Source organism: Pedobacter sp. UYP30, from assembly GCF_040547165.1.
In the GTDB taxonomy this organism is placed as follows: Bacteria; Bacteroidota; Bacteroidia; order Sphingobacteriales; family Sphingobacteriaceae; genus Pedobacter.
Genome location: NZ_JBEPPD010000001.1, coordinates 437,542 through 458,746, shown reverse-complemented (window position 1 = coordinate 458,746; position 21,205 = coordinate 437,542). Strand labels below are relative to the sequence as shown.

Genomic DNA, 21,205 nt, shown 5'->3' with positions numbered 1-21,205 from the left:
TGCGGTATGTTACAAAAAACCTATCAAAAATATAAACCATATTATAAGGAGAATTTACATCTCGCTTTGCCCATCGTGGGCTCTCAACTTGGACATACCCTGGTTCAAATTGCCGATAGCGTAATTGTCGGACATTTTACTGATACAGAACAGCTTGCTGCTGTTTCTCTGGTCAACAGTATATTTATTCTTATATTGGTTATAGGTCTTGGTATTTCTTATGGTTTAACCCCGTTAATTGCTCAAGAAAGCGGTCGGTTAAGGAGAAAAGATTGTGGCAAGTTATTGGCAAACAGTTTGTTAATCAATTTAGTTATTGGCTTACTACTTTACTTCTCTGTTCGCCTTGGCGTTTTTGCAATTTTAGACCATTTAGACCAAACGGCTTCGGTTGTTTTATACGCCAAGCCCTATTTAAATCTGTTGTCTCTCTCGATCATTCCGTTATTAATTTTCCAGACGTTCAGGCAGTTTGCAGAAGGACTGGGTTTTACAAAGCAGGCGATGTTTATTTCTGTTTGGGGCAACGTAATCAATATTATTTTAGGAGTAATTTTGGTAAGGGGCATGTTTGGCATAAAGCCCATGGGCGTTTCTGGTGTTGGTGTAAGCAGCTTGGTCGATAGGATTTTAATGGCTTCAACCATGTGCATTTATGTTTTACACTCTAATCATTTTAAAAGATATTTACTGGGCTTTAAGTTTAGGTTTGTAAATAAGTTAAGGCTGCTGAAAATTATAAAAATAGGTGCGCCTGTGGCTTTACAATATACTTTCGAGATTAGTGCATTTAGCGGCGCAGCTTTGTTAATCGGTACCATTGGAGATGTAGAGCAGGCGGCTCACCAAATTGCCATTAGCCTTGCAGCTATGACTTATATGATTGCCAGCGGAGTTGCCTCTGCCGCAACCATTAAAACGGGAAATAATTTTGGAAAAAGAAGTTTTTTAGATTTGAGACGGTCTGCCATAGGAAGTTATCACATCATCCTTGTGTTTATGTGCTTTACCGCGCTTGCTTTTGTAATCTTCAACAGGCAATTGCCCTACATTATAAGCAGTGATGTTGAAGTGGTTGATATTGCCGCACACCTATTAATTATTGCTGGTTTTTTCCAACTGTTCGATGGCACACAAGTGATTGGCTTAGGAGTGTTAAGGGGATTGGGCGATGTAAACATACCCACGTTGATTACTTTTTTCGCTTATTGGGTGGTTGGAATTCCCATTGGTTACTTATTGGGCTTTCATTTCCACCTTGGTGTTAATGGCATTTGGTATGGTTTAACTTTTGGTTTACTTACTGCTTCAATACTGCTTTTCTTCCGCTTTCAAAATAAAACGAAATCGCTGAGTATTATTGATTCTTCCCGCCCACATTAAAAATTAGCCCAATGGTAAATATAGAATTGCCTGCCGTAAGGTAGTCTCTGTTTTTTAAACCAATGTTACTACTTGTTGTGTACTGCAACTGAAGTGTATTGTTTAGTGCCATTCTGGTAAAGAAAATCGGTTCAAAAAAAACATTGTCTTCCTTAGGTTGAACAACTCCATTTATAAAAAACCTATCCATGCTTACTTGGCTAATCCGCAATGCAGTTCCGTAACTAAGCGGAAATTTAGCGCCAAAAAGTTTTAGCAAACCCGATTTTTTACTGCTGTAATTTACTTGCAAAAAAGATTTCCGATAGGCTACTTTCTGCACTTCGCTACTTTGAAGTACATCATGGTTGTATGTCCTGTAAGTAATGTCGCTACTTCCCTTTCCTACACCTGCATAAATTTCTAAAATGCGCGTATTTTCATTACCGAAAGTCGTAAAATATCCTCCTCCAATCTCAATTAACCTATGGCTAAAATCTTTAGCTCTTCTGCTAGAATTCATTGTAGAACCGCTAATTAGCAAGCCAACATGGTCCGACACGGCATAGGCACCATTTACACTTGCATTACCTTTTAAAGAGGTATGTGCGCCACCACTAAATTCTCCTTGCTTGCTCAACATAGGCGTGTTTGGCACGTTGGGCATATAAACTGAAGAGCATCCGCTAAAAAGGAAAACGATACAAAAGAAGAATAGAACAGATTTAAACATAGAAATAGTTAACAGTTAACGCGGCTGAATATTGTATATACCTTTAAAATATTTTAATCGAGATTAGTTCCTTTATAAAAGAAACTACGAAACTATGCTTACTTTATAAATAGTAGTTTGGCTGTAAAGATCTTCTGGTTCTAATACCGTCGAAGGAAATTCTGGAATGTTTATGGCATTTGGTTGATGTTGTGTTTCTACACAAAAAGCCTCAAATGCACCGTAATCTTTTCCCTCTTTTGCGTTTTTAACGTTTAAATATTTAGCGGTGTAAAAATGGACTACCGGCTCTGTAGTGTAAACACTTAGCATTAGCCCGCTCGCTTTCTCTGATGTTCTACTCGCCAAAGTGAGTTCGCCGTCAACTTTGTCCAACACAAAAGATTGGTCGTATCCTTCTGCGCTATCCCAATTGGCTCCAATTTCCTTTGGCTTCGAAAAATCAAAAGCCGTATCCTTCACATCTATATGTTTTCCCGTTGCGGCAAACGTTTGGTCTTGTGCTAAGTATGTAGAGGAAAAAATTTGTTGAATATGTTTAGCTATGCTCCCACCATTTGGAGATAGATTAAAATAATCATGATGTGTTAAGTTTATAGGCGTTGCCTGATCTGTTTTCGCCTCGTAGCTTAAAATCAGCTCATTATTTTCGGTAAGTTCAACATTTAGCCTGACCCACAAATTTCCTGGAAATCCTTCTTCCCCGTCTTCACTCTCATATCCGAAAGTAACAGAAGCATGTGGCTGACTTTTCGTTTCGGTAATTTCCCAAATCTTCTTGTCGAACCCCTCTATCCCACCGTGCAGCATATTTCCATCAGAGTTTTTCGACAAAGAATAATCTACGCCTTTCATTTGGAATTCCCCATCTTTAATCCTATTGGCATATCTGCCGATAACTGCTCCTAAATAAGCGCCATTGGCTAAATAATCATCAGTAAAATATGCCGATATGTCCTCAAATCCTAATACGATGTCTTGTAGTTCTCCTTTAGCATTTAGGGTTTGGAAATGGCTTATGATGGTTCCGTAGTTAAAAATCTTAACGTATGTGCCCTTTTGATTTCTTAATTCTACTGCTACAATCTCTTCTCCATCAATAAATTTACCCGTTGGTATTTGGTTTACTGTCATAAATTGTAACTTAGCGATCTTAATAATGATCGACAAAAATACTATTTAAACTTGTTTTCATCTCATTTAACCAATGAAAAGTACACTAACAGAAAAATTCAAAGACCAGTACAACCACAATCCATCGGCAGTTTATTTTACTCCTGGGCGCGTAAATTTAATCGGAGAACATATAGACTATAATGGAGGCCTGGTAATGCCATGCGCCATAACCTTGGGTACCTGGGTTGCTATAGCTCCAAATAACGACGGCAAATTTCGTTTTAGAAGTCTAAATTTCGATGCTCAAACTGAGGTTGAAAGCAACGTTAAGCACGAAAAAGACGGCGGAAATTGGTTCAATTACCCCATTGGCGTAATAAATGAATTTTTAAAAGATGGTAAAAAGATTGATGGGATAGATTTTCTTTACCATGGAAATATTCCTATTGGTTCTGGTCTTTCTTCTTCTGCATCTATAGAAATTGCCACGGCATTTGCGCTAAACGAATTTTTTAACTTAGGTTACGAAAAGTTAGATCTGGTAAAGATTGCTAAAAGTGTAGAAAATAATTTTATCGGGGTAAACTCCGGTATTATGGATCAGTTCGCCGTAACATTTGGAGAGCAGGATAAAGCTATTTTATTAGACTGCGATACCCTTAAAAATAAAATGGTAGATATAAATTTGGGAAATTATGTACTTGCCATTATAAACACCAACAAACCTAGAGAACTGGCCGAGTCAAAATACAACGAACGCGTAGAAGAATGTCAGACAGCATTGAAATTATTGAACGAAGAGATTACGTTGAATAACTTGTGCGAACTCAACACAGAAAAATTCCTGCTCCACAATCATTTACTTACCGATCAAACTATTTTAAATAGAGCAACACACGTTGTTAAAGAAAATGATAGAGTATCTCTTGCCGCAAAAGCCCTGAACGCTGGCTATTTAGAGGAATTTGGACGATTGATGTATGCTTCTCATGAGTCTTTGCGAGACTTATATGAAGTAAGTGGTAAAGAGTTAGACACAGTTGTTGAATTTTGCATGGACTATGAGCATGTTATTGGCGCAAGAATGACGGGCGCTGGATTTGGTGGTTGTGCCATTGCACTTTTAGAAAAAGGTTTTGAAGAAGACTTCACTAAAAAACTGGTCCATTTTTATGAAGACCGTATCGGTTACGCAGCAGACGTATACGTAAGCCATATTGGCAACGGCCCTCGACAACTTTAACAACAGCACAAAAGTTTGTACAAGTATTCCTTCAATGAAGAAACTAAAGTTAGACGATTTAAATAGAACGGACGTAGCAAGTTTTAAGAAACAGCCTAAACTTCCAATCGTGGTGGTATTAGATAATGTGAGGAGCATGCATAACGTTGGTTCTATTTTTAGAACATCAGACGCTTTTTCCATCGAAGAAATTTTACTTTGCGGAATAACCGCTCAACCTCCACATCGTGAAATAGAAAAAGCCGCGCTGGGGGCTACAAAATCTGTAGATTGGCGTCATTTTACGTCCACTAAAGAGGCCGTCGAGTTCTTAAAAGCCAATAACTATCGAATTTTAGCAATTGAGCAAGCTTCAGGAAGCACTATGTTAAACCTGTTTGAGCCACAAGAAGATGGAAAATTTGCTTTAATTTTCGGTAATGAGGTAGAAGGTGTTAGCGACGAAGTAATGAATATAGTTGATGACTGCGTAGAAATACCTCAATTTGGAACGAAACACTCTTTTAATATTTCCATTTCTGCAGGAATAGTGCTTTGGGATGTAGTATCTAAGTTAATGTTACGGGCAAAATAATCGACAGTTATACGTTTGCAAAACCCCATTAGCACAAAAATAAGCTGTAAAAACTAAGCGCATGTATTAAATAATATACATTTCTTGCTTAAAAAATTTCGTGTTTTATAGAAAAGTGCCTATTTAATACACACGTTCCTTCGTTTAGGTAAAAAATAAGCCATTTAAAATAAAAACTGAAGTATCAAATATTATTGGCAGGGTTTTTTAGTATAGGTGTACCACAGCGCATTGCTGCTTAAATTTAAAAACATAAAAATGAAATTTACATTTACAAAGTTAACGATGATGATGGCCTTTCTAGGCTTATCTACTCAATTATTTGCCCAAGATTCTACCTCAACTTCAGGTAGATTTTCACCACAACAATTCCGCACATGGAGTGTTGGCGCTCACGGCGGTATTTTAAGTTACAACACCATTTTTGGTGGAAGTAGCGTTAGAGCAGAAGAATTTAATAGCATTGGTTACGGGGCATTTGTTAAAAAACAAATTTTGCCAGCCTTAGGAATCCAAGCAGATTTTTTAAGAGGGAAAATTAAAACAGCTGCTACTCCTGGAGAAACTGAGCAAAATATTCAATGGTCTGGTGCTTTGACAGCCGTGTTGAATGTTGCAAATTTTAGTGGGAGAAATGAAAATGCTTATCTAATTCCTTACATAAAAGCAGGCGCGGGATATATGTCTTCTGACTTTAGCTCTAATGTAACTTCAGTTGGCACAAATCCTAATACTAATGTTAACGGAAGCTTCGATAAGAGAGAAGGATTTTTTATTCCAGCAGGTGTTGGATTTAAAATCGGTGTATCTAAAGGTGTTAATTTAGATTTTGGCTATGACGTGAATTTCGTAAAATCTCCTGCTAGCATCGGCAAATATGAATTTGCTTATGGGCACGGCGGTGTAGAATTTGCGTTGGGAAGTGCAGACAAACCACAATTACAAAATTACAGTGCCATTGCAGATTTGCGTAAAAAAACTGCCGCAGAAAGTTCAGAGCTACGTAGAGCGCTATCTTCTGCAGAAGAAAATGCAGCAAGAGACAGAGCACAGTATGCTAAAGACTTAGGTGATGATGATAACGACGGTGTAGCTAATAAATTCGACAAATGTGCTGGAACGCCAGGAGGAACGGTTGTAGACGGTTCTGGTTGTCCATTAGCAAAACCACAAATTATTAAAGAAACTAAGGTAGTTGTTACAGAAGCAGATCGTAGAGTTGTAGACGAAGCCATCAAAAATCTTGAATTCGATTTGGGTAAATCTACCATTCGTTCAAAATCTTATGCAACTTTAAACAGAGTAGCAGGATTATTGATGCAAAAAGATTTCAGTCTAAAATTAGCTGGCCATACGGATATCACGGGTTCTAGAGAACTTAATTTGCGCCTTTCTAAAGAAAGAGCAGAATCTGTTAAGGCATATTTAGTTTCTCAAGGTGCAAATGCCTCGAGAATTGAAGCTACAGGTTACGGTCCAGATCAACCTATTGCAACCAACAAAACTGCAGAGGGTCGTCAACAAAACCGTCGTGTAGAGTTTACCATTTATTAAGATTAGATTTTAATTCAACAAGAGAGTCTCGGCGAAAGTCGAGACTTTTTTTTTACTCCAAAACTTCTATAACTAGTTGGGCGTGCCCCAAGCTGCGGAACGGTCGGGCTCATTCGCTACAAATCCTCGCTCGTTCCTCGCTGTGGGTTTTCCGCGGCTATCCCTCACGCAACAAAAATGTTCGGCAGTCAGCGATCAGAAATCAGCTATTTTACGATCAAAATAAAATTTACGCAGATCGTTTGTCAGTTTGAGGTTTAATACACTTCACATAAATCAATATAGATGACGTTTTGGTTTAAACTCGCTATAGCCAGCCCGGTAGAATCGGCATCGCAGCAGTTTGGAGGAAAAAACGCCTGAAGCTGCTTGCAGAAACCGGACACTTTGCAGCTACGAAGAGGCTTCGCAGCCGTGGGCGGGGTTAAGACTGAGGGAAAAGGCCTCGAATCATCGATGTTAAACAGCTTGGCGAATTTTTACCCAAAGGGATACAAGCCTTGAGTTTTGTCTCTTTTTGTCAAGAAAAAGAGAGACGCCCCTCCGGCTAGGAGAACGTAAGGAAGAGTTGGAGGCCATTTTTTATAAGACTGAAGGAACGAGTGATGAAAATAAGATATGATTTAATTAACCGATAATAAATAACTTATGTAAAAACGTCAATGGTAGCCTCCCGAATAGTCGGGACAAGTAGTCGAAGACCATTAAAGCAAAACGGCTATAACGAGAAACCTTTAGATGGGGATCCGCAATCCCGTAAAGACTCCTTTTAAAACATTTTGTTTGGCGAGTTCTGAAATTTGTCTGGGTTTAAGTTTAGACGCTATTGCAAATTGCTTTTACAGCGTTAGAGATACCATTAAATCCCCCAAAATGCCTTAATCACTTAGGGTAAAAAGATTGTACAGACCCCTTTTCGAGGTAATGCCCTAGTAGTTATTTTGCGAACTAACCATAAAAAGATACGTTAACCCTTTTTATTTTTAAAAGTCATTTTTGCTTTTTGCCCAGCGCTGTAGTTATAAGTTTTGGTGTTTTTTGCTTTCTTGGCTTGAATATCACTTTGCGCTTCTATAGGTTCTTCGTTATCTTTCCTTTTATTCTTGTTCGATCCATCTTTCAAAGTAAAGTTTTCTGGCAAGTCTAATACCACCATTTTCTTTCCTAGCGCTTGCTCAATCCTTTTCACCGTCGCCAGCTCAATATCAGTTGCCAAAGTGATGAAGTTACTTTCTTGTTCGTCCTTTTTTAAAACCCTATCTGTAAAAATGTTTAGTTGCTCTGGCACCTCTAAATGGATGACGAATGGAATTCCGTCGCAATCTAACGTGTCTAAACGCTCACTCGCAACAATTAAAATTCTGCAAGATTCATCTTGCTTAAATTCCTCTACGTCTGAAAAACCAAAGTCGTCTGCAAAAAGAGGATTGTATATGGCAACCTCGCCGTTGTCTTTTACCATTAAAGCTTTGTACACTTTTTGCGCCGTTAATCGGTTCTCTACAAAAACCAAAACCTTGTCAAACACCTCATCATCGCTCAACAGATAAGCAAGAAAATAAAGTTTATTTTTAAAATCGGGCAACTTGTAGAGCAACATCTCCTGAATTTCGGTTGTAGACTCCTCCAATTCATCAATTTCTATAATGGCAGGCATTTTCATAAAAGGCGCCATCATTTTCTCTATCTTATCGTGCAGCACTTCTGTAAAGAGCAGGTGCTGAGATTTATAGGCACTATTGGCTAGTTCTGTAATAGGTAGTTGCAAGCCTTTTTTAATCATCAGCTGTGCATCATCTATAATAAACAGCTGAATTTTATTTGTATTGAGTGCTAGTTTAAGGTAAAGCGCCCTGGCCCTATCCGGCACCGCAACAATAATATCTACACCATCTGTAATTAAATTCATTTGATTTGCAATGGTATCGTTGTGGTCAATGCCTAAAATGCGCATGGTTTTATTACGATTCAGCAAATTAAATTGATTCAATACTTCTTCCATGTGTTCGGTATCGGGCACCAAAATAAGCGCCCGCGGAGCTTCCTCAAAGGCATATTTCAATTTCATTAAGGTGGCAAGCACATAAGCGGTGGTTTTACCTGCACCCAGAGGCGCAACGGCAACCACGTCTTGTCCGCCCAAAATCCGAGAAATGGTTTTAGATTGGATTTCTTTTGGAGTTAAAAATCCAAGTTCTAACATCGCCGCATTAAGCGGTTTACTAAGTTTTAATTTTTCTAAAGACACCAGAAGCGATTAAGGTAAATGGCAAATATCCCTAAAATATTCAATTAAACCTGATATTTTAATTGAATCAATTATAAAGATGATGTTATGACCAAAAATTTCCTCATAAGAAACCATTTATTTTTAGAAATAAAAATATTTTAAAACTTTTTTACTACGCTATGGTTGTAGAGGTATTCAGTTTATATAATCTTATATAGATTAGTTTGTTTGGTTTTTAAAAGGGATTTATGGATATAAATCCCTTTTTCTTTTCTCTTTTTTTAATATGCACTATCTTCGTTAAAACAAAAAGTATGGATCGAAAGCGACTTGTTTCTGGCTCGGCGGCAATGGGTGCGCTATATTCAGTAAACATTCCTCTTTCTGCGCTTTCGATGCCTAAGGAATCTTTAAGAGTTAAGATTCCCCCTTTCTAAAACCAGGCGATACCATTGGTATAACGAGTCCTGCTGGGCACATTACTCTAAAGGAGATTGACACAGCCCTGAATAAATTTAAAGAATGGGGTTTCGAGGTTAAAATAGGCAATAGCATTGGACAAGCTTAATTTTAGTCAATTTGAAAAAACACCTAAATTGATTATTGGCTTTAGCGACATTACGGTGCTCTATTGTCACTAAAACAAAGTCTATCACACAGCATCTATCCATTCTAAAATGTGCAACAGTTTTCCCATCGACTGGAATTTGCCTGATGAATTTCAAAAAAACTCGATTTTGTCTATCAAAGAGTCTCTTTTAGACAACCCGATATTCTACAAAACGCCACAAAACAGCTTTAATAGGTTTGGCAGCGCCGAGGGTGTTTTGGTAGCCGGCAACTTAAGTATTCTAGAAAGTTTGGGCGGTATCCTATCTGATCTTGGAATTGAAGGCAAGATTCTCTTTGTAGAAGATACGGGAGAGTATCTTTATAACCTTGATAGAATGTTTTGGAATTTGTTGCGCAGCAAAAAATTAAGCAAGCTAAAAGGACTAATCATTTGTGGATTTAGAATAAGACCAGATAATCTAGGCGAAGAATTTGGGAAGACAATCCGTGAGATTGTGTTAGAAAAAGTGGCCGAATACAAATATCCCGTTTTATTTGATTTTCAAGTTGGACATCAGAAAGATAATGTTGCGTTAAACTGCGGTATAATGCACCGATTAACTGTAAACGCAAATGGAGCCACCTTAATTCTACAGCCGAATTAAACGGTATTTACTTCGTCTTCTTTGTAATCTTTTACATCGGTAATGTAATGGTTCATAATCAGAAAATCGAAAAGAGGTTTTGCATCATCAGACACAGGCATATTTTTAGTTGTTATTACGGTGTTGGTTTTTTTATCCATAAACGGATAAGCAAACAAGCTTACGTTGTTGCTAAACATATCATTTACATAGCTTAACAACTTGCCCGAGTAGTTTTCTCCAAAATTTTTAGAGTTGAATACAAATTTAAGGTTGTTTATGTTAGTGGCAATCCCCACACTATGAGGCTTACATTTTTCTAAATACATGGCCAACCTATTTTGCCTGGCAAAGTTAGAAACGATTACCAAGTTGCCAGTATTGCACATATCTTGTGTTCTTTTCGCAACCAATTCTAGGTCTAACTCTTCTGTACCTTCCTTTTGGTCAGTTAATAAATTGGTAAGCAGAATCTCTATCATCAAACTTAAATTGCCATCCTCCACATTGTTAGTTTTTACAAACTGTTCGGTAGCCTTGTTGAAAAGGTTAAAATTTGGGTTAGATTTCTGCCCAAACTTGGTCCTTAAAATCATGATGTCTTTTTTATACAACAAATCTTTCGCTTGGCGCGGATGAGCATCGGAATCAAAAATAGCTGCAGCCGAAAAATCTTTAGCAATAAGGTAAAGATTTAGCAAAATATTGTTCACATCTCCAAAAACTGGCCCTTTTACAGAAATTAAGTCAATCTCAACAGATCCTATATTTAAGTTGTCTGCCAGCGACTCAACCATCGTTTTAGGGTCATTGTGATAGTAATATGCAGCATAAATCAAATTTACCCCAACAATCCCCAACACGGTTTGTTGCATGGTTACATCCGTATCTAGTAACCGAATGTGAAAAAATATTTCGTTTGGCGCGCCGCCAGATTCGCTTTGAAATCTTATTCCAACCCATCCATGTGGCTCATTGGTGCGCTTATAGTTTAACGTGGTAACTGTATTTGCGAAAGCAAAAAAAGTTCGGCTCTCATATTTTTTACCAGATAGCCGCTCAATTAACAATCCAAACTCATGATCTAACATACGTAGCACACGGTTTTGGCTAACATACCTGCCAGATTCCTCTGCACCGTAAATGGCATCGCTAAAAGCCATATCATAAGCAGACATGCTTTTCGCTACGGTTCCAGAAGCTGCACCTGCACTAAAAAAATTCCTAGACACCTCTTGCCCGGCGCCGATTTCTGCAAAAGTTCCGTAAATGTTTAGATCCAAATTTATATTTAATGCTTTTCGTTTGGTATCTAAAATCTCACGTTGTATCATGGGCGCAAAAGTAAACAAAATGATTTTAAGGAAGCTTTTAACAGCTCAAAAAAATAAGAGCGGTGCCATCCAACGCCGCTCTTATAAACCTAAACCTAAACCATTATGAAAAACTCTTTATGAAACAGCTATTTCCTTTTGTAATAACTTCTCGTCTTGCTTAGCTATCTTTATAGTTAATATTCCATCTAAATATGCAGCTGAAATATTTTCGTTAGCAGCGTTTTCTGGTAGATTAAACGAGCGAGAAAAATTACCATAACTGAATTCTCGGCGGCTAAATACCTGATTTTCCTTATTTTCCTCTTGTTTCTCCTCAACAGCTACAGTCAGGGTATCTTTCTTCAATTTAATTTGAAAATCGTCTTTTTTTAAACCTGGTGCCGCTAAATCAATAATGTAACTCTCTTCGCTTTCGCTGATGTTAACTGCAGGAACTTTTTGTTTTATTGTACTTTTTGTTTCCACATCGTTAAACAATGATTCTAAAACATTGTTAAAATATGGTGCGTTGTTTCGTGTTTTTTGATTGAAATTTACAAGTGTCATATCGCTAATTTTTTTAATTTTATTATTTGATAGCAGTTAATCAACTTATGTACCAAAGCAAAAAACCAGAGAAATAATGACATTTTGTCTTATTTATATTTTTTAAACAGACAAAATGTCTTTTCTCTATTTTCTTAGAGGAAAATTAGGCAAATTTGGACTGACGTAAAAACAAAATTATTGATGATTAGAAAAATATTATTTATCTCGCTCTTTACATTTTTAGCAACCAAAGGCTTTGCTCAACAAGATACTGGTTCGTATAAAGCGCAACGGGTTAAAGTAAACAGCCTGTTAACCCAGCGTAGTTTAAAGTTTGGGCAATATGATGAAAGCCTAAAGCAACGTTCGGGGATTTTTGGATTGCAAACAAAAAAAGACCTTAGAAATTCTAATGATATTTTAAGAACTGTGGTACTAAACGACAACCAAATATTTAAGGAGATAAAGGCGTTGATGGAATATAAAGACTTGCAAAACCAACAAAAGGTAGCCAAGGCTGGAAACGACGCCGAAAGAATGACCGGATACATGCACACCATAAAAAAATTGCAAGATGAGCAAAGGCAATTAAAAGACCAATTATCGACCAAGAAAACTCCCATTAGCGGATTTTTATTGGTAATACTAGGTTTAATTGTTGGTGGAGCAAGTACTTTTATTTTTCTTCGCGTTAAAAACAAAAAGGCCAGCGATTAAGCTGGCCTTGAAAATCTTAATAGAAAGATTTGTACTAGTTTTTAAAATGTTTGATAATTAGCGTTGCCAATTCTGTACCAATTCTTTCTTGAGCCTCGTTTGTAGAAGCGCCGATGTGCGGTGTTAAAGAAATTTTTGGATGAGTTAAAATTCCTTCTAAAGGAGTCGGCTCATTGTTAAAAACGTCCAAGCCTGCAAAAGCAACTGTTCCATTATTTATTGCAGCAATTAATGCCTCTTCATCTATCGTTCCACCTCTTGAACAATTTACAACACCCACGCCTTTTTTCATTTTCTCAAACTCTTCTTTACCTAAAATTGGCTTCGAGGCGAATGGTGTATGTAAACTAATAAAATCTGATTGACTAATTACTTCATCTAAACCAATTGTTTTAACCGGAATTTTGATTGATTTACCTCCCTGAAAGTTTAATTCTATTTCTGTTTCTAACGGATGTAAATCATAGGCAACCACATTCATGCCTAAACCCAACGCAACCTTTGCAGTAGCACGACCTATTCTACCAAATCCAATAATACCAATGGTTTTTCCGCTGAGTTCAGTACCTTTTGCGTAGGCTTTTTTGAGTGCGTTAAATTGGGTAGCACCTTCTTTTGGCATTCTGCGATTCGCATCTTGCAAAAATCGAATCCCTGTGAAAAGATGAGAGAAAACCAATTCTGCTACAGATAAGGAAGATGCCGCCGGTGTATTTACAACATTCACACCTTTGCTTCGTGCATATTCTACATCTATATTATCCATTCCAACACCACCACGCCCAATCAGCTTAATGTTTGGACAAGCATCAATTAGCTCCTTCCTAACTTTAGTAGCACTTCTTACCGTTATAGCATCGTAGTTTTTTAATGCCTCTTCTAATTTTTCTTGCGGAATTGTCTCTGTATCTACTTGAAATCCAGCTTTCTCTAATAACTCCTGCCCTATCGGGTCTATGCCATCGTTGGCCAATATTTTAATCATAAATTTGATATTAATGCTTAAATATAATCTATCAATTTAGTGTGCTGCCAATTGTTTTTCTTCGAAAACTTGCATGGCCTCAATTAAGGAGTGCACGCTCGTAATAGGCAACGCATTATATAAAGAAGCCCTAAAACCACCAACGCTCCTATGACCTTTTATGCCCAAAATCCCCTCCGATTCTGCATATTTTAAAAATGGTTTTTCCAATTCTGAATTCTCCATCACAAAACACACATTCATTCTGCTTCTATCTTCTATTTTACAGGTTCCCTTAAACAACGGGTTTCTATCAATTTCTCTGTAAAGTGCCTCAGATTTCTGCTTGTTTTCCTTCTCAATTTCTGCTACCCCACCTTTGGCTTTTAACCAACGTAAATTTAACATAGCCACATAAATAGAGAAAACAGGTGGCGTATTATACATAGAACCTGCATCGGCGTGCGCTTTATAATTAAGCATAGATGGAATTTTTCTATCTATCTTACCCAATAAATCATCTTTTACAATGGCTATTGTTAAGCCTGCAGGGCCTATGTTTTTTTGAGCTCCAGCGTATATAATGCCAAATTTAGAAACGTCGACTACACTACTTAGAATGTCAGAAGACATATCGCATACCAACGGAACCTCTGTTTTTGGGAAGTCTACCAACTCCGTACCGTAAATGGTGTTGTTGGAAGTGAAATGAAAGTAAGCGCTATCGGCTGGAATTTCAAAATTCTTTGGTATAAAGTTATAATTCTGGTCTTTAGAAGAGTCAACTACATTTACGTTTCCAACTAATTTTGCTTCTTTAATTGCCTTGGTAGACCAAACACCTGTGTCTAGGTAAGAGGCAGTTTGCCCATCTCCCAACAGGTTTAAAGGCACCATTGCAAATTGTAAGCTGGCACCTCCCTGTAAAAAAAGTACCGAATAACCATCAGGAACGTTCATTAACTCTGTTAACAATTTTCTCGCTTCCTCAATAACAGCCTCGAATTCTGCCGAGCGATGGGAGATTTCTAACACAGACAATCCATCAGTAAAATCCAACACGGCATTCGCCGCCTGTTTAAAAACTTCTTGCGGCAAAATGCAAGGTCCTGCTCCAAAATTATGTGTCATTTTCTATAAAGTTTATGCGGCAAAGGTAATTTTTTTGATCAATTCTTAGAAATTAATCTGATAGTAATAAATTAATTATTTACAAAAATTAAGTGCGAAAGCCTCGAATTTTTATCGTTTTGGCAAATGCTAGCGACCTATATTTCTCCTGCCTTTAAATTTTACAATTAACTTAACATTAATTTGCCTATCGGTAAGGAAATTTGGCACCGCGTATTGCGTGCCTCTTCCATCCTTTAACCAAAGATAGGAAACGGTGTTGTCAATATTTAGAAGATTGAAGATTTCGCAGAATAAAATGACCGAACTAAAATTTTTGGAAAGAAATTTTGGTTTTTTCTTAGAAGCTTCATCTAAAAAATCTTTAGAAAACCCAATATCTACCCGTTTATAGGCCGGGATATAAAAATTATCTAAATATTTTGAATTTTGTAATGGGCCAATTGGCAACCGAGAACCGTACACTGCATTTACATGCACTTTATAGCTTGGGTTACTTAACAGCTTATCTTGGAAAAAGACGGAAAAATTTACCCTTTGGTCTGTCGGTCGTTTAATGTAGCCCAAGTATATGGGCTTTCCGCTTTGGGAAGTCGATTCGCTCCTCAAATTTTCATTTGCATGCATCAGCGAAAGCCTAAAATAAGACACCATGTCTTTTACAAACTCTCCTCCAATGCTAAAATCTGTACCATACGCAAAACCTTTCGAGGTTCTGTTTGCCAAGTACTTAATTTGCAAATTATCTATCTTGTAGGGTATAAGGTAATCTGAATATTTGAAGTAACTTTCTGAAACAAACTTTAATCTCGTACCTAACGCATCGAAGGCATATTCGTATCCTACAGATGTATTGTAAGAACGTTGCGCTTTCTGCCGGAGGTTTAACATTCCATCTATGTTTCTTATCGTTCGGTAAGATGGAGGCTGTTGATACACACCCGCGCTAAATCTTAAAATCTTGTTATCGCCGCTAGGTCGATATGCCAGAAGCAACCTAGGACTAATTAAAAATTGTTGACTTAATGAATTGAAACTGGCCCTAACACCGAGCTGCAAATCGGTAAAATTAGACAAGGTATAACTATCTTGTATGTAAGTATTTAAGTTGGTTATGGTTAAGTTGTTATTTGCATTTACTACGCCTTGATAATTTGGTTGAACTGTGCTATTGGTAGAATCTACGTAATTAAACTCCTCTAACCTATCGTTAGAATTGCTGGTTTGTGCTCCTAGTCCCCAAGAAAACACATGACTGCCAAAATTTTGGTCTACCTTAATGTCGGAGCTGAGCACGGAAGTGCTTAAATTATTATTCCCAAAATCGAAGTAAATCCCCCTATCGCCCAGTGGTTTTATCGATCCATTTATAAAAGGAGTTCCAACCTCATCATCATTTAAATAATAGCTACCCAAGATGTTGTAGTTTTCTCGCTCTACTGTTTTAAAAAAACTATTTATAAATTTTATAACCAAATTAGACTGCGGGCTATAAGTTGCCGTTAGCGCCGTTCCGAAAGTTCTATAGTCATCTATTTCCTTGCCATCGTAATCCACATCTAGTCTAAATTTAGTCCCTAGGGTACTAAACTGCGTTACCTTGCTAATTGGGTTTAGCTGAAACCTGCCAAGGTTTAGGGTCGTGAAAAGGTTCAAGTTAAACTTTGGCGAAAAGTCGTATTGATAAAGAAACTGTCCATCACCAAAATTAGGTTTATAATTGCCTTTCTCATCGTGTCTTAATAGCACGCTAGAGTTGTTTTTGTACCGTAAACCAGCAAGTAAAAAACTATGTTTAAATCTCATTTTAGAAGAAACAGCGCTATTTAGCAAGCTTAAACCTACTACAAAATGGTTACTATCGGGCTTTTCATATTTTATGTCTAAAACAGAGGATAATTTGTCTCCATACTTAGACTCAAACCCGCCAGCAGAAAATTTAGCTTTACTTACCAGATCTGAGTTGATAAAACTTAATCCCTCCTGCTGTCCGTTTCTAACTAATATTGGGTGGTTGATTTCTATGTCGTTAAGATAAATTAGATTTTCATCGAAATTACCTCCACGAACGCTGTACTGAGCACTTAGCTCGTTGTTTGTAGACACACCAGGTAAAGTTTTTAGTATGCTTTCGAAATTGCCAGAAACCAGCGGAACTGCTCCAACGTCGCCAATGTTAATGGTAGATGCATTGCTTAATTGATTCTTCTTATCCGTAATGTTAACCTGCTCTAGCTCACCTATATTAACTGACAAGCTTACATTTACAACTAAGTTTGAGGAGCCATTGTTGCTAAAGTTTATAGTTTGTGGGTTGTAACCAAGAAGTGTAAATTTTAAGCTAAAATCCTTTTTATTAGATCTGATAAAGTAATTCCCCTCATTAGTTGTAACCGTAGATGAAAATTGGCCCAAAATGGTTACAGTAACCTGAGAAAGTTGATGGCCGCTAGAGTCTGAAACCGATCCAGAAATGTTAACAACAGATTGTGCTTTTGCCAGACCGAACGATAAAATCGAGAAAAAAAGGAATAGAGCCGGATTGCGCATATCTAAATTTAGAAATTTTCCATCCAATATGCCTTTGGAAACCTAAAAGTATTCATTTTTACTTCATTACATGCTTTTACCAAAGGTGATGATTTAGATACTTTGCTGATTTCCCACGAATCTCTTCATCTCAGAAATGGTATTGGTTGGATTTTCTGACGCAAAAATCGAATTACCAGATACGAACGCATTTACGCCAGCGCGACTTAAAGGAACTATATTGTCCAAACCAACGCCGCCATCCACTTCGATAATAAGATCTTCATTTACTCCCCGAATCAAGGCTTTTAAATCGTTTATTTTTTTATACGTATTTTGAATGAATTTTTGCCCACCAAAACCTGGATTCACAGACATAATAAGCACCATATCTAGATCGCCAATAATGTCTTGTAGTAAATTAACTGGCGTATGCGGGTTCAATGCTACACTGGCTTTGCATCCTGCATTTTTTATTACCTGAATGGTTCTATGTAAATGCGCACAGGCTTCATAATGTACGGTGATAGAATCGGCTCCTGCATCGGCAAACTCTTGTATGTAATTATCTGCATTGGCAATCATTAAATGAACGTCGATTGGTTTTTTTGCAATCTTTTTAACAACTTTTAAAATTGGGAAACCAAATGAGATATTTGGCACAAACACGCCGTCCATTACGTCGAAATGAAACCAATCAGCCTCGCTTTGGTTAATCATTTCTAAATCTCGTTGTAAGTTGCCAAAGTCGGCAGAAAGTATAGATGGAGCTATAATATGTTGCATTTATTCTTTTCTTAATTTTTTAATGTTTTCTAATTCAATTATATCAATTTGGTCTTTTGGGCGGTTTGCTGCTTTCTTTGATTCAATTAGTTGATTTATATGTAAAAAAGGAATCTCTAACGTTTTGTGGGTTTAAGAATTTTCGATCTTACTTGCAGTTCCTTTGTCAACCCGCACCCAAATTAGGTAAAAAACCCCAAATTTTGCTCTAGCACTTCGCCCGCAATTTTTTAAACCTGCTATCATAGCGCGTTTTGTGTTTCGGATTCATGCCGAATATCGTCCCATTTAAAAATGGCTTCCCAGCATTTGTCTGATGCGTTATAATGCGCTATTGCTTTAACAAATAAATTACCTGCTTTATCATTTTCGTCAACGTCATCATTCCAAATATATAACAATTGACCTTCTGTAAGTTCAATGTTTTGAAGTTTTAAATCTTCAAGTGTTCCCTTACAGTTAAGTCTTACGCCATTGCTAGTAGAAGAATTAAAGTCAGCCCAAAGTTTTTTCATGTTGAGAGTTTTAGACATTCCGTAAATTTTGTCTATTTCCTAAATCGTCTTCAGTCCAAACATCAATATCATCAGTAGTTCTGTGAAAGCCGTGCAAATTTGTTGCAACACCACCTATCATAATAAAACTGACTTTATTTTTTAAAAGGGTGCGCCACAACTTCAATATTTCATCATCAAAAATATCCATTTATCAATCGATTTTTTTGTGCACAACTGTTGCAGATTTTAAAATCATATTTAATTTCATCAACCTTGCCATGGTGTGAAAGCGCTCGGTGTACGAACTTGTTAAACCTTTTTTTAACAAGTCTAACTCCGCCTTATGATAATCAACCTCTTGCTCTTCTACTATGTTTTTATTTTTTTCCATCTGCTACAGATGCAAGTTACAAAATCATTAGTAAACAAATTAGGAACAATAAAAAAACCCTTTCAATAAAAACTGAAAGGGTTTAACTATTTAAATTCCCTGTTAAGGGATTTAGGGGTTTAAGCTTGTGGTGTAGCTGGTTTCTCCGGTCTTGGCAATAAAACTTTTCTAGAAAGCTTCATTTTACCTTGTTTATCTACATCTAACAATTTAACCTCGATTTTATCACCTTCTTTAAACACACCATCCATAGTTTCTAGGCGCTCCCAAGAAATTTCTGATATGTGCAATAAACCATCTTTACCGGGCATAACTTCTACAAATGCACCAAACGGCATAATAGATTTTACTTTACCTTGGTAAATCTCGCCGATTTCTGGTTTGGCTACAATGTTTCTAATTCTGGTTACTACTGCATCAATAGCTGCCTTATTATCGGCGAAAATTTCTACAATACCTTTATTATCAACCTCTTCAATAGAAACGCTTGCACCAGTTTCGCGTTGCATTTCTTGAATAATCTTACCTCCTGGGCCTATAATTGCTCCGATAAATTCTTTCTCAATAGTTAAAGAAACAATTCTTGGCGCGTGTGGCTTGTAATCTTCATTAGGCGAGCTAAGCGTTTTCTTCATTTCACCAAGAATGTGCAATCTGCCTTCTTTAGCTTGATGAAGTGCTTTTCCTAAAACCTCATAAGATAAACCGTTTATTTTTAAATCCATTTGGCAAGCAACAATACCATTTTCGGTACCTGTTACTTTAAAATCCATATCTCCCAGATGATCTTCATCACCTAAAATATCAGATAAGATGGCATATTTTCCAGTTTTCTCATCAGAAATCATACCCATGGCAATACCAGAAACTGGAGACTTAATTTTGATACCGGCATCCATTAAGGCTAAAGTACCCGCGCAAACAGTTGCCATAGAAGAAGAACCGTTCGATTCTAAAATATCAGAAACTATACGGATCGTATAAGGATTTGCTTCGCCCTGCGGCAACACTTTCTTTAAAGAACGCATGGCCAAATTACCATGTCCAATTTCTCTACGGCCTGCGCCGCGGTTTGGCCTAACCTCGCCTGTAGAAAAACCCGGGAAGTTGTAGTGAAGCAAAAATTTGTTGTAGCCGTTAAAAAACGCACCGTCAATCATTTGCTCATCGCTTTTGCTACCTAAAGTAACAGAAGTTAGCGATTGAGTTTCTCCACGGGTAAAAACAGCCGACCCGTGTGCAGCGGGCAAATAGCCAACTTCACTCCAAATAGGTCTAATTTCGTTTGTTGCACGGCCATCTAATCTAATGCCTTCGTCTAACAACAAAGTACGTACGGCATCGTATTGCACATCATGAAAATAGTGCTTTGCCATGGCCTTTGTTAAATCTGCTGTACCTTCTGGCATTGCTTCAAAGAACTCTTTTATAATGGCTGTAAAACCTGCAGAGCGTTCGTCTTTACCTAAACCAGACTTAGCTACTGCATAAACTTTATCGTAAGTATCTGCGTAAACCTTTGCTTTTAAATCAGCATCGTGGTCTTCGTGGCTATACTCCCGTTTAACCATTTTGTTTGTTGCAATTGTCAATTCAACTTGTAAAGCACATTGTTTCTTAATCGCATCATGGGCAAACTTCATTGCCTCGATCATTTCTTCTTCTTGGATCTCGTCACATTCGCCTTCAACCATGCCTATATCGTTTGCAGAACCTGCAACGATAAATTCTAAGGTTGCGCGCTCTAAATCGCTAGCATAAGGATTGATTACCAACTTTCCATCGATTTTAGCAACCCTAACTTCAGAAATTGGGCCGTTAAAAGGAATATCAGAAACAGCTAATGCTGCAGATGCGGCCAAACCTGCCAAACAATCTGGCATAATGTTCGAATCTGCAGAAATTAAAGAGATCATTACCTGGGTATCAGAGTGATAATCGCCAGGAAACATTGGACGTAAAGCCCTGTCTACCAAACGAGAAATTAGCACTTCATAATCAGATAATCTTGCTTCTCTACGTAAAAAACCGCCCGGAATTCTGCCCGTAGCAGCATATTTTTCTTGATAATCTACCGATAAGGGTAAAAAATCTGTACCTGGTTTGGCGCCGATAGATGAAACCACTGTTGCCAACAACATGGTATTGCCCATTTTTACCACCACCGAGCCATCAGCTTGTTTAGCCAATTTGCCGGTTTCAATTTCTATCGTCCTACCGTCTCCCAGGTCTAACGATTTCTTAATTACATTCATTTGATTAGAATTGTGGCACGTTTTCCTCTTTCGACATGCCTTGTTTATTTGAATTTGTTTGT

21 protein-coding genes are annotated in these 21,205 nt (G+C 37.4%); 8 read left to right on the top strand and 13 right to left on the bottom strand.

What is annotated here, in order from left to right; translation table 11 throughout:
• The first annotated feature begins 6 nt into the window (after window positions 1-6).
• Window positions 7-1,383: an MATE family efflux transporter gene (locus ABIB40_RS02150; RefSeq protein WP_354355468.1), complete on the top strand. Its 1,377-nt coding sequence runs from the start codon at window positions 7-9 to the stop codon at window positions 1,381-1,383.
• Here the strand turns inward: ABIB40_RS02150 and ABIB40_RS02145 are convergent.
• Together ABIB40_RS02145 and ABIB40_RS02140 are read right to left on the bottom strand one after the other, a co-directional pair.
• On the bottom strand, window positions 1,358-2,095 hold the full coding sequence (locus ABIB40_RS02145; protein WP_354355466.1) for a hypothetical protein: 738 nt from the start codon (window positions 2,093-2,095) through the stop codon (window positions 1,358-1,360). The two genes, ABIB40_RS02150 and ABIB40_RS02145, sit on opposite strands and share 26 nt — an antisense overlap.
• A gap of 84 nt (window positions 2,096-2,179) precedes the next feature.
• Window positions 2,180-3,229 carry an aldose epimerase family protein gene (locus tag ABIB40_RS02140; protein WP_354355464.1) on the bottom strand — a complete coding sequence of 350 codons (1,050 nt, stop codon included), beginning with the start codon at window positions 3,227-3,229 and terminating at the stop codon, window positions 2,180-2,182.
• A 73-nt stretch (window positions 3,230-3,302) separates the two neighbouring features.
• Here ABIB40_RS02140 and ABIB40_RS02135 point away from each other — a divergent pair, with 73 nt between their 5' ends.
• The 3 genes from ABIB40_RS02135 (at window position 3,303) to ABIB40_RS02125 (ending at window position 6,582) form a co-directional block, all read left to right on the top strand.
• On the top strand, window positions 3,303-4,454 hold the full coding sequence (locus tag ABIB40_RS02135) for a galactokinase (protein ID WP_354355463.1): 1,152 nt from the start codon (window positions 3,303-3,305) through the stop codon (window positions 4,452-4,454).
• 34 nt (window positions 4,455-4,488) lie between these two features.
• A complete protein-coding gene (locus ABIB40_RS02130) occupies window positions 4,489-5,028 on the top strand; it encodes an RNA methyltransferase (protein ID WP_354355461.1) in 540 nt (179 codons plus the stop codon).
• 258 nt (window positions 5,029-5,286) lie between these two features.
• A complete protein-coding gene (locus tag ABIB40_RS02125; protein ID WP_354355459.1) occupies window positions 5,287-6,582 on the top strand; it encodes an OmpA family protein in 1,296 nt (431 codons plus the stop codon).
• A 967-nt stretch (window positions 6,583-7,549) separates the two neighbouring features.
• Here ABIB40_RS02125 and ABIB40_RS02120 read toward each other — a convergent pair.
• Window positions 7,550-8,830, bottom strand: coding sequence for a DEAD/DEAH box helicase (locus ABIB40_RS02120; RefSeq protein ID WP_354355457.1), 1,281 nt, complete (start codon window positions 8,828-8,830; stop codon window positions 7,550-7,552).
• A gap of 296 nt (window positions 8,831-9,126) precedes the next feature.
• Here ABIB40_RS02120 and ABIB40_RS02115 point away from each other — a divergent pair, with 296 nt between their 5' ends.
• The 3 genes from ABIB40_RS02115 (at window position 9,127) to ABIB40_RS02105 (ending at window position 10,029) form a co-directional block, all read left to right on the top strand.
• Complete coding sequence (locus tag ABIB40_RS02115) at window positions 9,127-9,249, top strand: hypothetical protein (RefSeq protein WP_354355455.1); 123 nt, start codon at window positions 9,127-9,129, stop codon at window positions 9,247-9,249.
• 117 nt (window positions 9,250-9,366) lie between these two features.
• A complete protein-coding gene (locus ABIB40_RS02110) occupies window positions 9,367-9,453 on the top strand; it encodes an LD-carboxypeptidase (protein WP_354355516.1) in 87 nt (28 codons plus the stop codon).
• Window positions 9,454-9,489: 36 nt separating this feature from the next.
• Window positions 9,490-10,029 carry a hypothetical protein gene (locus tag ABIB40_RS02105; RefSeq protein WP_354355453.1) on the top strand — a complete coding sequence of 180 codons (540 nt, stop codon included), beginning with the start codon at window positions 9,490-9,492 and terminating at the stop codon, window positions 10,027-10,029.
• On the opposite strand, the gene ABIB40_RS02100 is transcribed toward ABIB40_RS02105, so the two are convergent.
• Together ABIB40_RS02100 and ABIB40_RS02095 are read right to left on the bottom strand one after the other, a co-directional pair.
• Complete coding sequence (locus tag ABIB40_RS02100) at window positions 10,026-11,339, bottom strand: nicotinamide mononucleotide adenylyltransferase (protein WP_354355514.1); 1,314 nt, start codon at window positions 11,337-11,339, stop codon at window positions 10,026-10,028. The genes ABIB40_RS02105 and ABIB40_RS02100 overlap by 4 nt on opposite strands.
• 120 nt (window positions 11,340-11,459) lie before the next feature.
• On the bottom strand, window positions 11,460-11,891 hold the full coding sequence (locus tag ABIB40_RS02095) for an Hsp20/alpha crystallin family protein (RefSeq protein WP_354355451.1): 432 nt from the start codon (window positions 11,889-11,891) through the stop codon (window positions 11,460-11,462).
• Window positions 11,892-12,074: 183 nt separating this feature from the next.
• Here ABIB40_RS02095 and ABIB40_RS02090 point away from each other — a divergent pair, with 183 nt between their 5' ends.
• A complete protein-coding gene (locus ABIB40_RS02090; protein WP_354355449.1) occupies window positions 12,075-12,590 on the top strand; it encodes a hypothetical protein in 516 nt (171 codons plus the stop codon).
• A gap of 34 nt (window positions 12,591-12,624) precedes the next feature.
• On the opposite strand, the gene ABIB40_RS02085 is transcribed toward ABIB40_RS02090, so the two are convergent.
• The 8 genes from ABIB40_RS02085 to pnp all read right to left on the bottom strand — a co-directional run bounded on the left by ABIB40_RS02085 (window position 12,625) and on the right by pnp (window position 21,143).
• Window positions 12,625-13,575, bottom strand: coding sequence for a D-2-hydroxyacid dehydrogenase (locus tag ABIB40_RS02085; protein WP_354355447.1), 951 nt, complete (start codon window positions 13,573-13,575; stop codon window positions 12,625-12,627).
• A gap of 36 nt (window positions 13,576-13,611) precedes the next feature.
• Window positions 13,612-14,685, bottom strand: a complete 1,074-nt coding sequence (serC, locus tag ABIB40_RS02080) for a 3-phosphoserine/phosphohydroxythreonine transaminase (RefSeq protein ID WP_354355445.1) — start codon at window positions 14,683-14,685, stop codon at window positions 13,612-13,614.
• Window positions 14,686-14,814: 129 nt separating this feature from the next.
• The gene (locus ABIB40_RS02075) at window positions 14,815-17,235 is read right to left on the bottom strand and encodes a TonB-dependent receptor (protein WP_354355444.1); all 2,421 of its coding nucleotides are present in this window, start codon (window positions 17,233-17,235) and stop codon (window positions 14,815-14,817) included.
• A gap of 93 nt (window positions 17,236-17,328) precedes the next feature.
• Complete coding sequence (rpe, locus tag ABIB40_RS02070) at window positions 17,329-18,000, bottom strand: ribulose-phosphate 3-epimerase (RefSeq protein ID WP_354355442.1); 672 nt, start codon at window positions 17,998-18,000, stop codon at window positions 17,329-17,331.
• 242 nt (window positions 18,001-18,242) lie between these two features.
• On the bottom strand, window positions 18,243-18,515 hold the full coding sequence (locus tag ABIB40_RS02065; protein ID WP_354355440.1) for a hypothetical protein: 273 nt from the start codon (window positions 18,513-18,515) through the stop codon (window positions 18,243-18,245).
• A gap of 10 nt (window positions 18,516-18,525) precedes the next feature.
• Window positions 18,526-18,705 carry a hypothetical protein gene (locus ABIB40_RS02060; protein ID WP_354355438.1) on the bottom strand — a complete coding sequence of 60 codons (180 nt, stop codon included), beginning with the start codon at window positions 18,703-18,705 and terminating at the stop codon, window positions 18,526-18,528.
• Between the two features lie 3 nt (window positions 18,706-18,708).
• Window positions 18,709-18,888, bottom strand: a complete 180-nt coding sequence (locus tag ABIB40_RS02055; RefSeq protein WP_354355436.1) for a hypothetical protein — start codon at window positions 18,886-18,888, stop codon at window positions 18,709-18,711.
• A 119-nt stretch (window positions 18,889-19,007) separates the two neighbouring features.
• Window positions 19,008-21,143, bottom strand: coding sequence for a polyribonucleotide nucleotidyltransferase (pnp, locus tag ABIB40_RS02050; RefSeq protein WP_354355434.1), 2,136 nt, complete (start codon window positions 21,141-21,143; stop codon window positions 19,008-19,010).
• Between the last annotated feature and the right edge of the window lie 62 nt (window positions 21,144-21,205).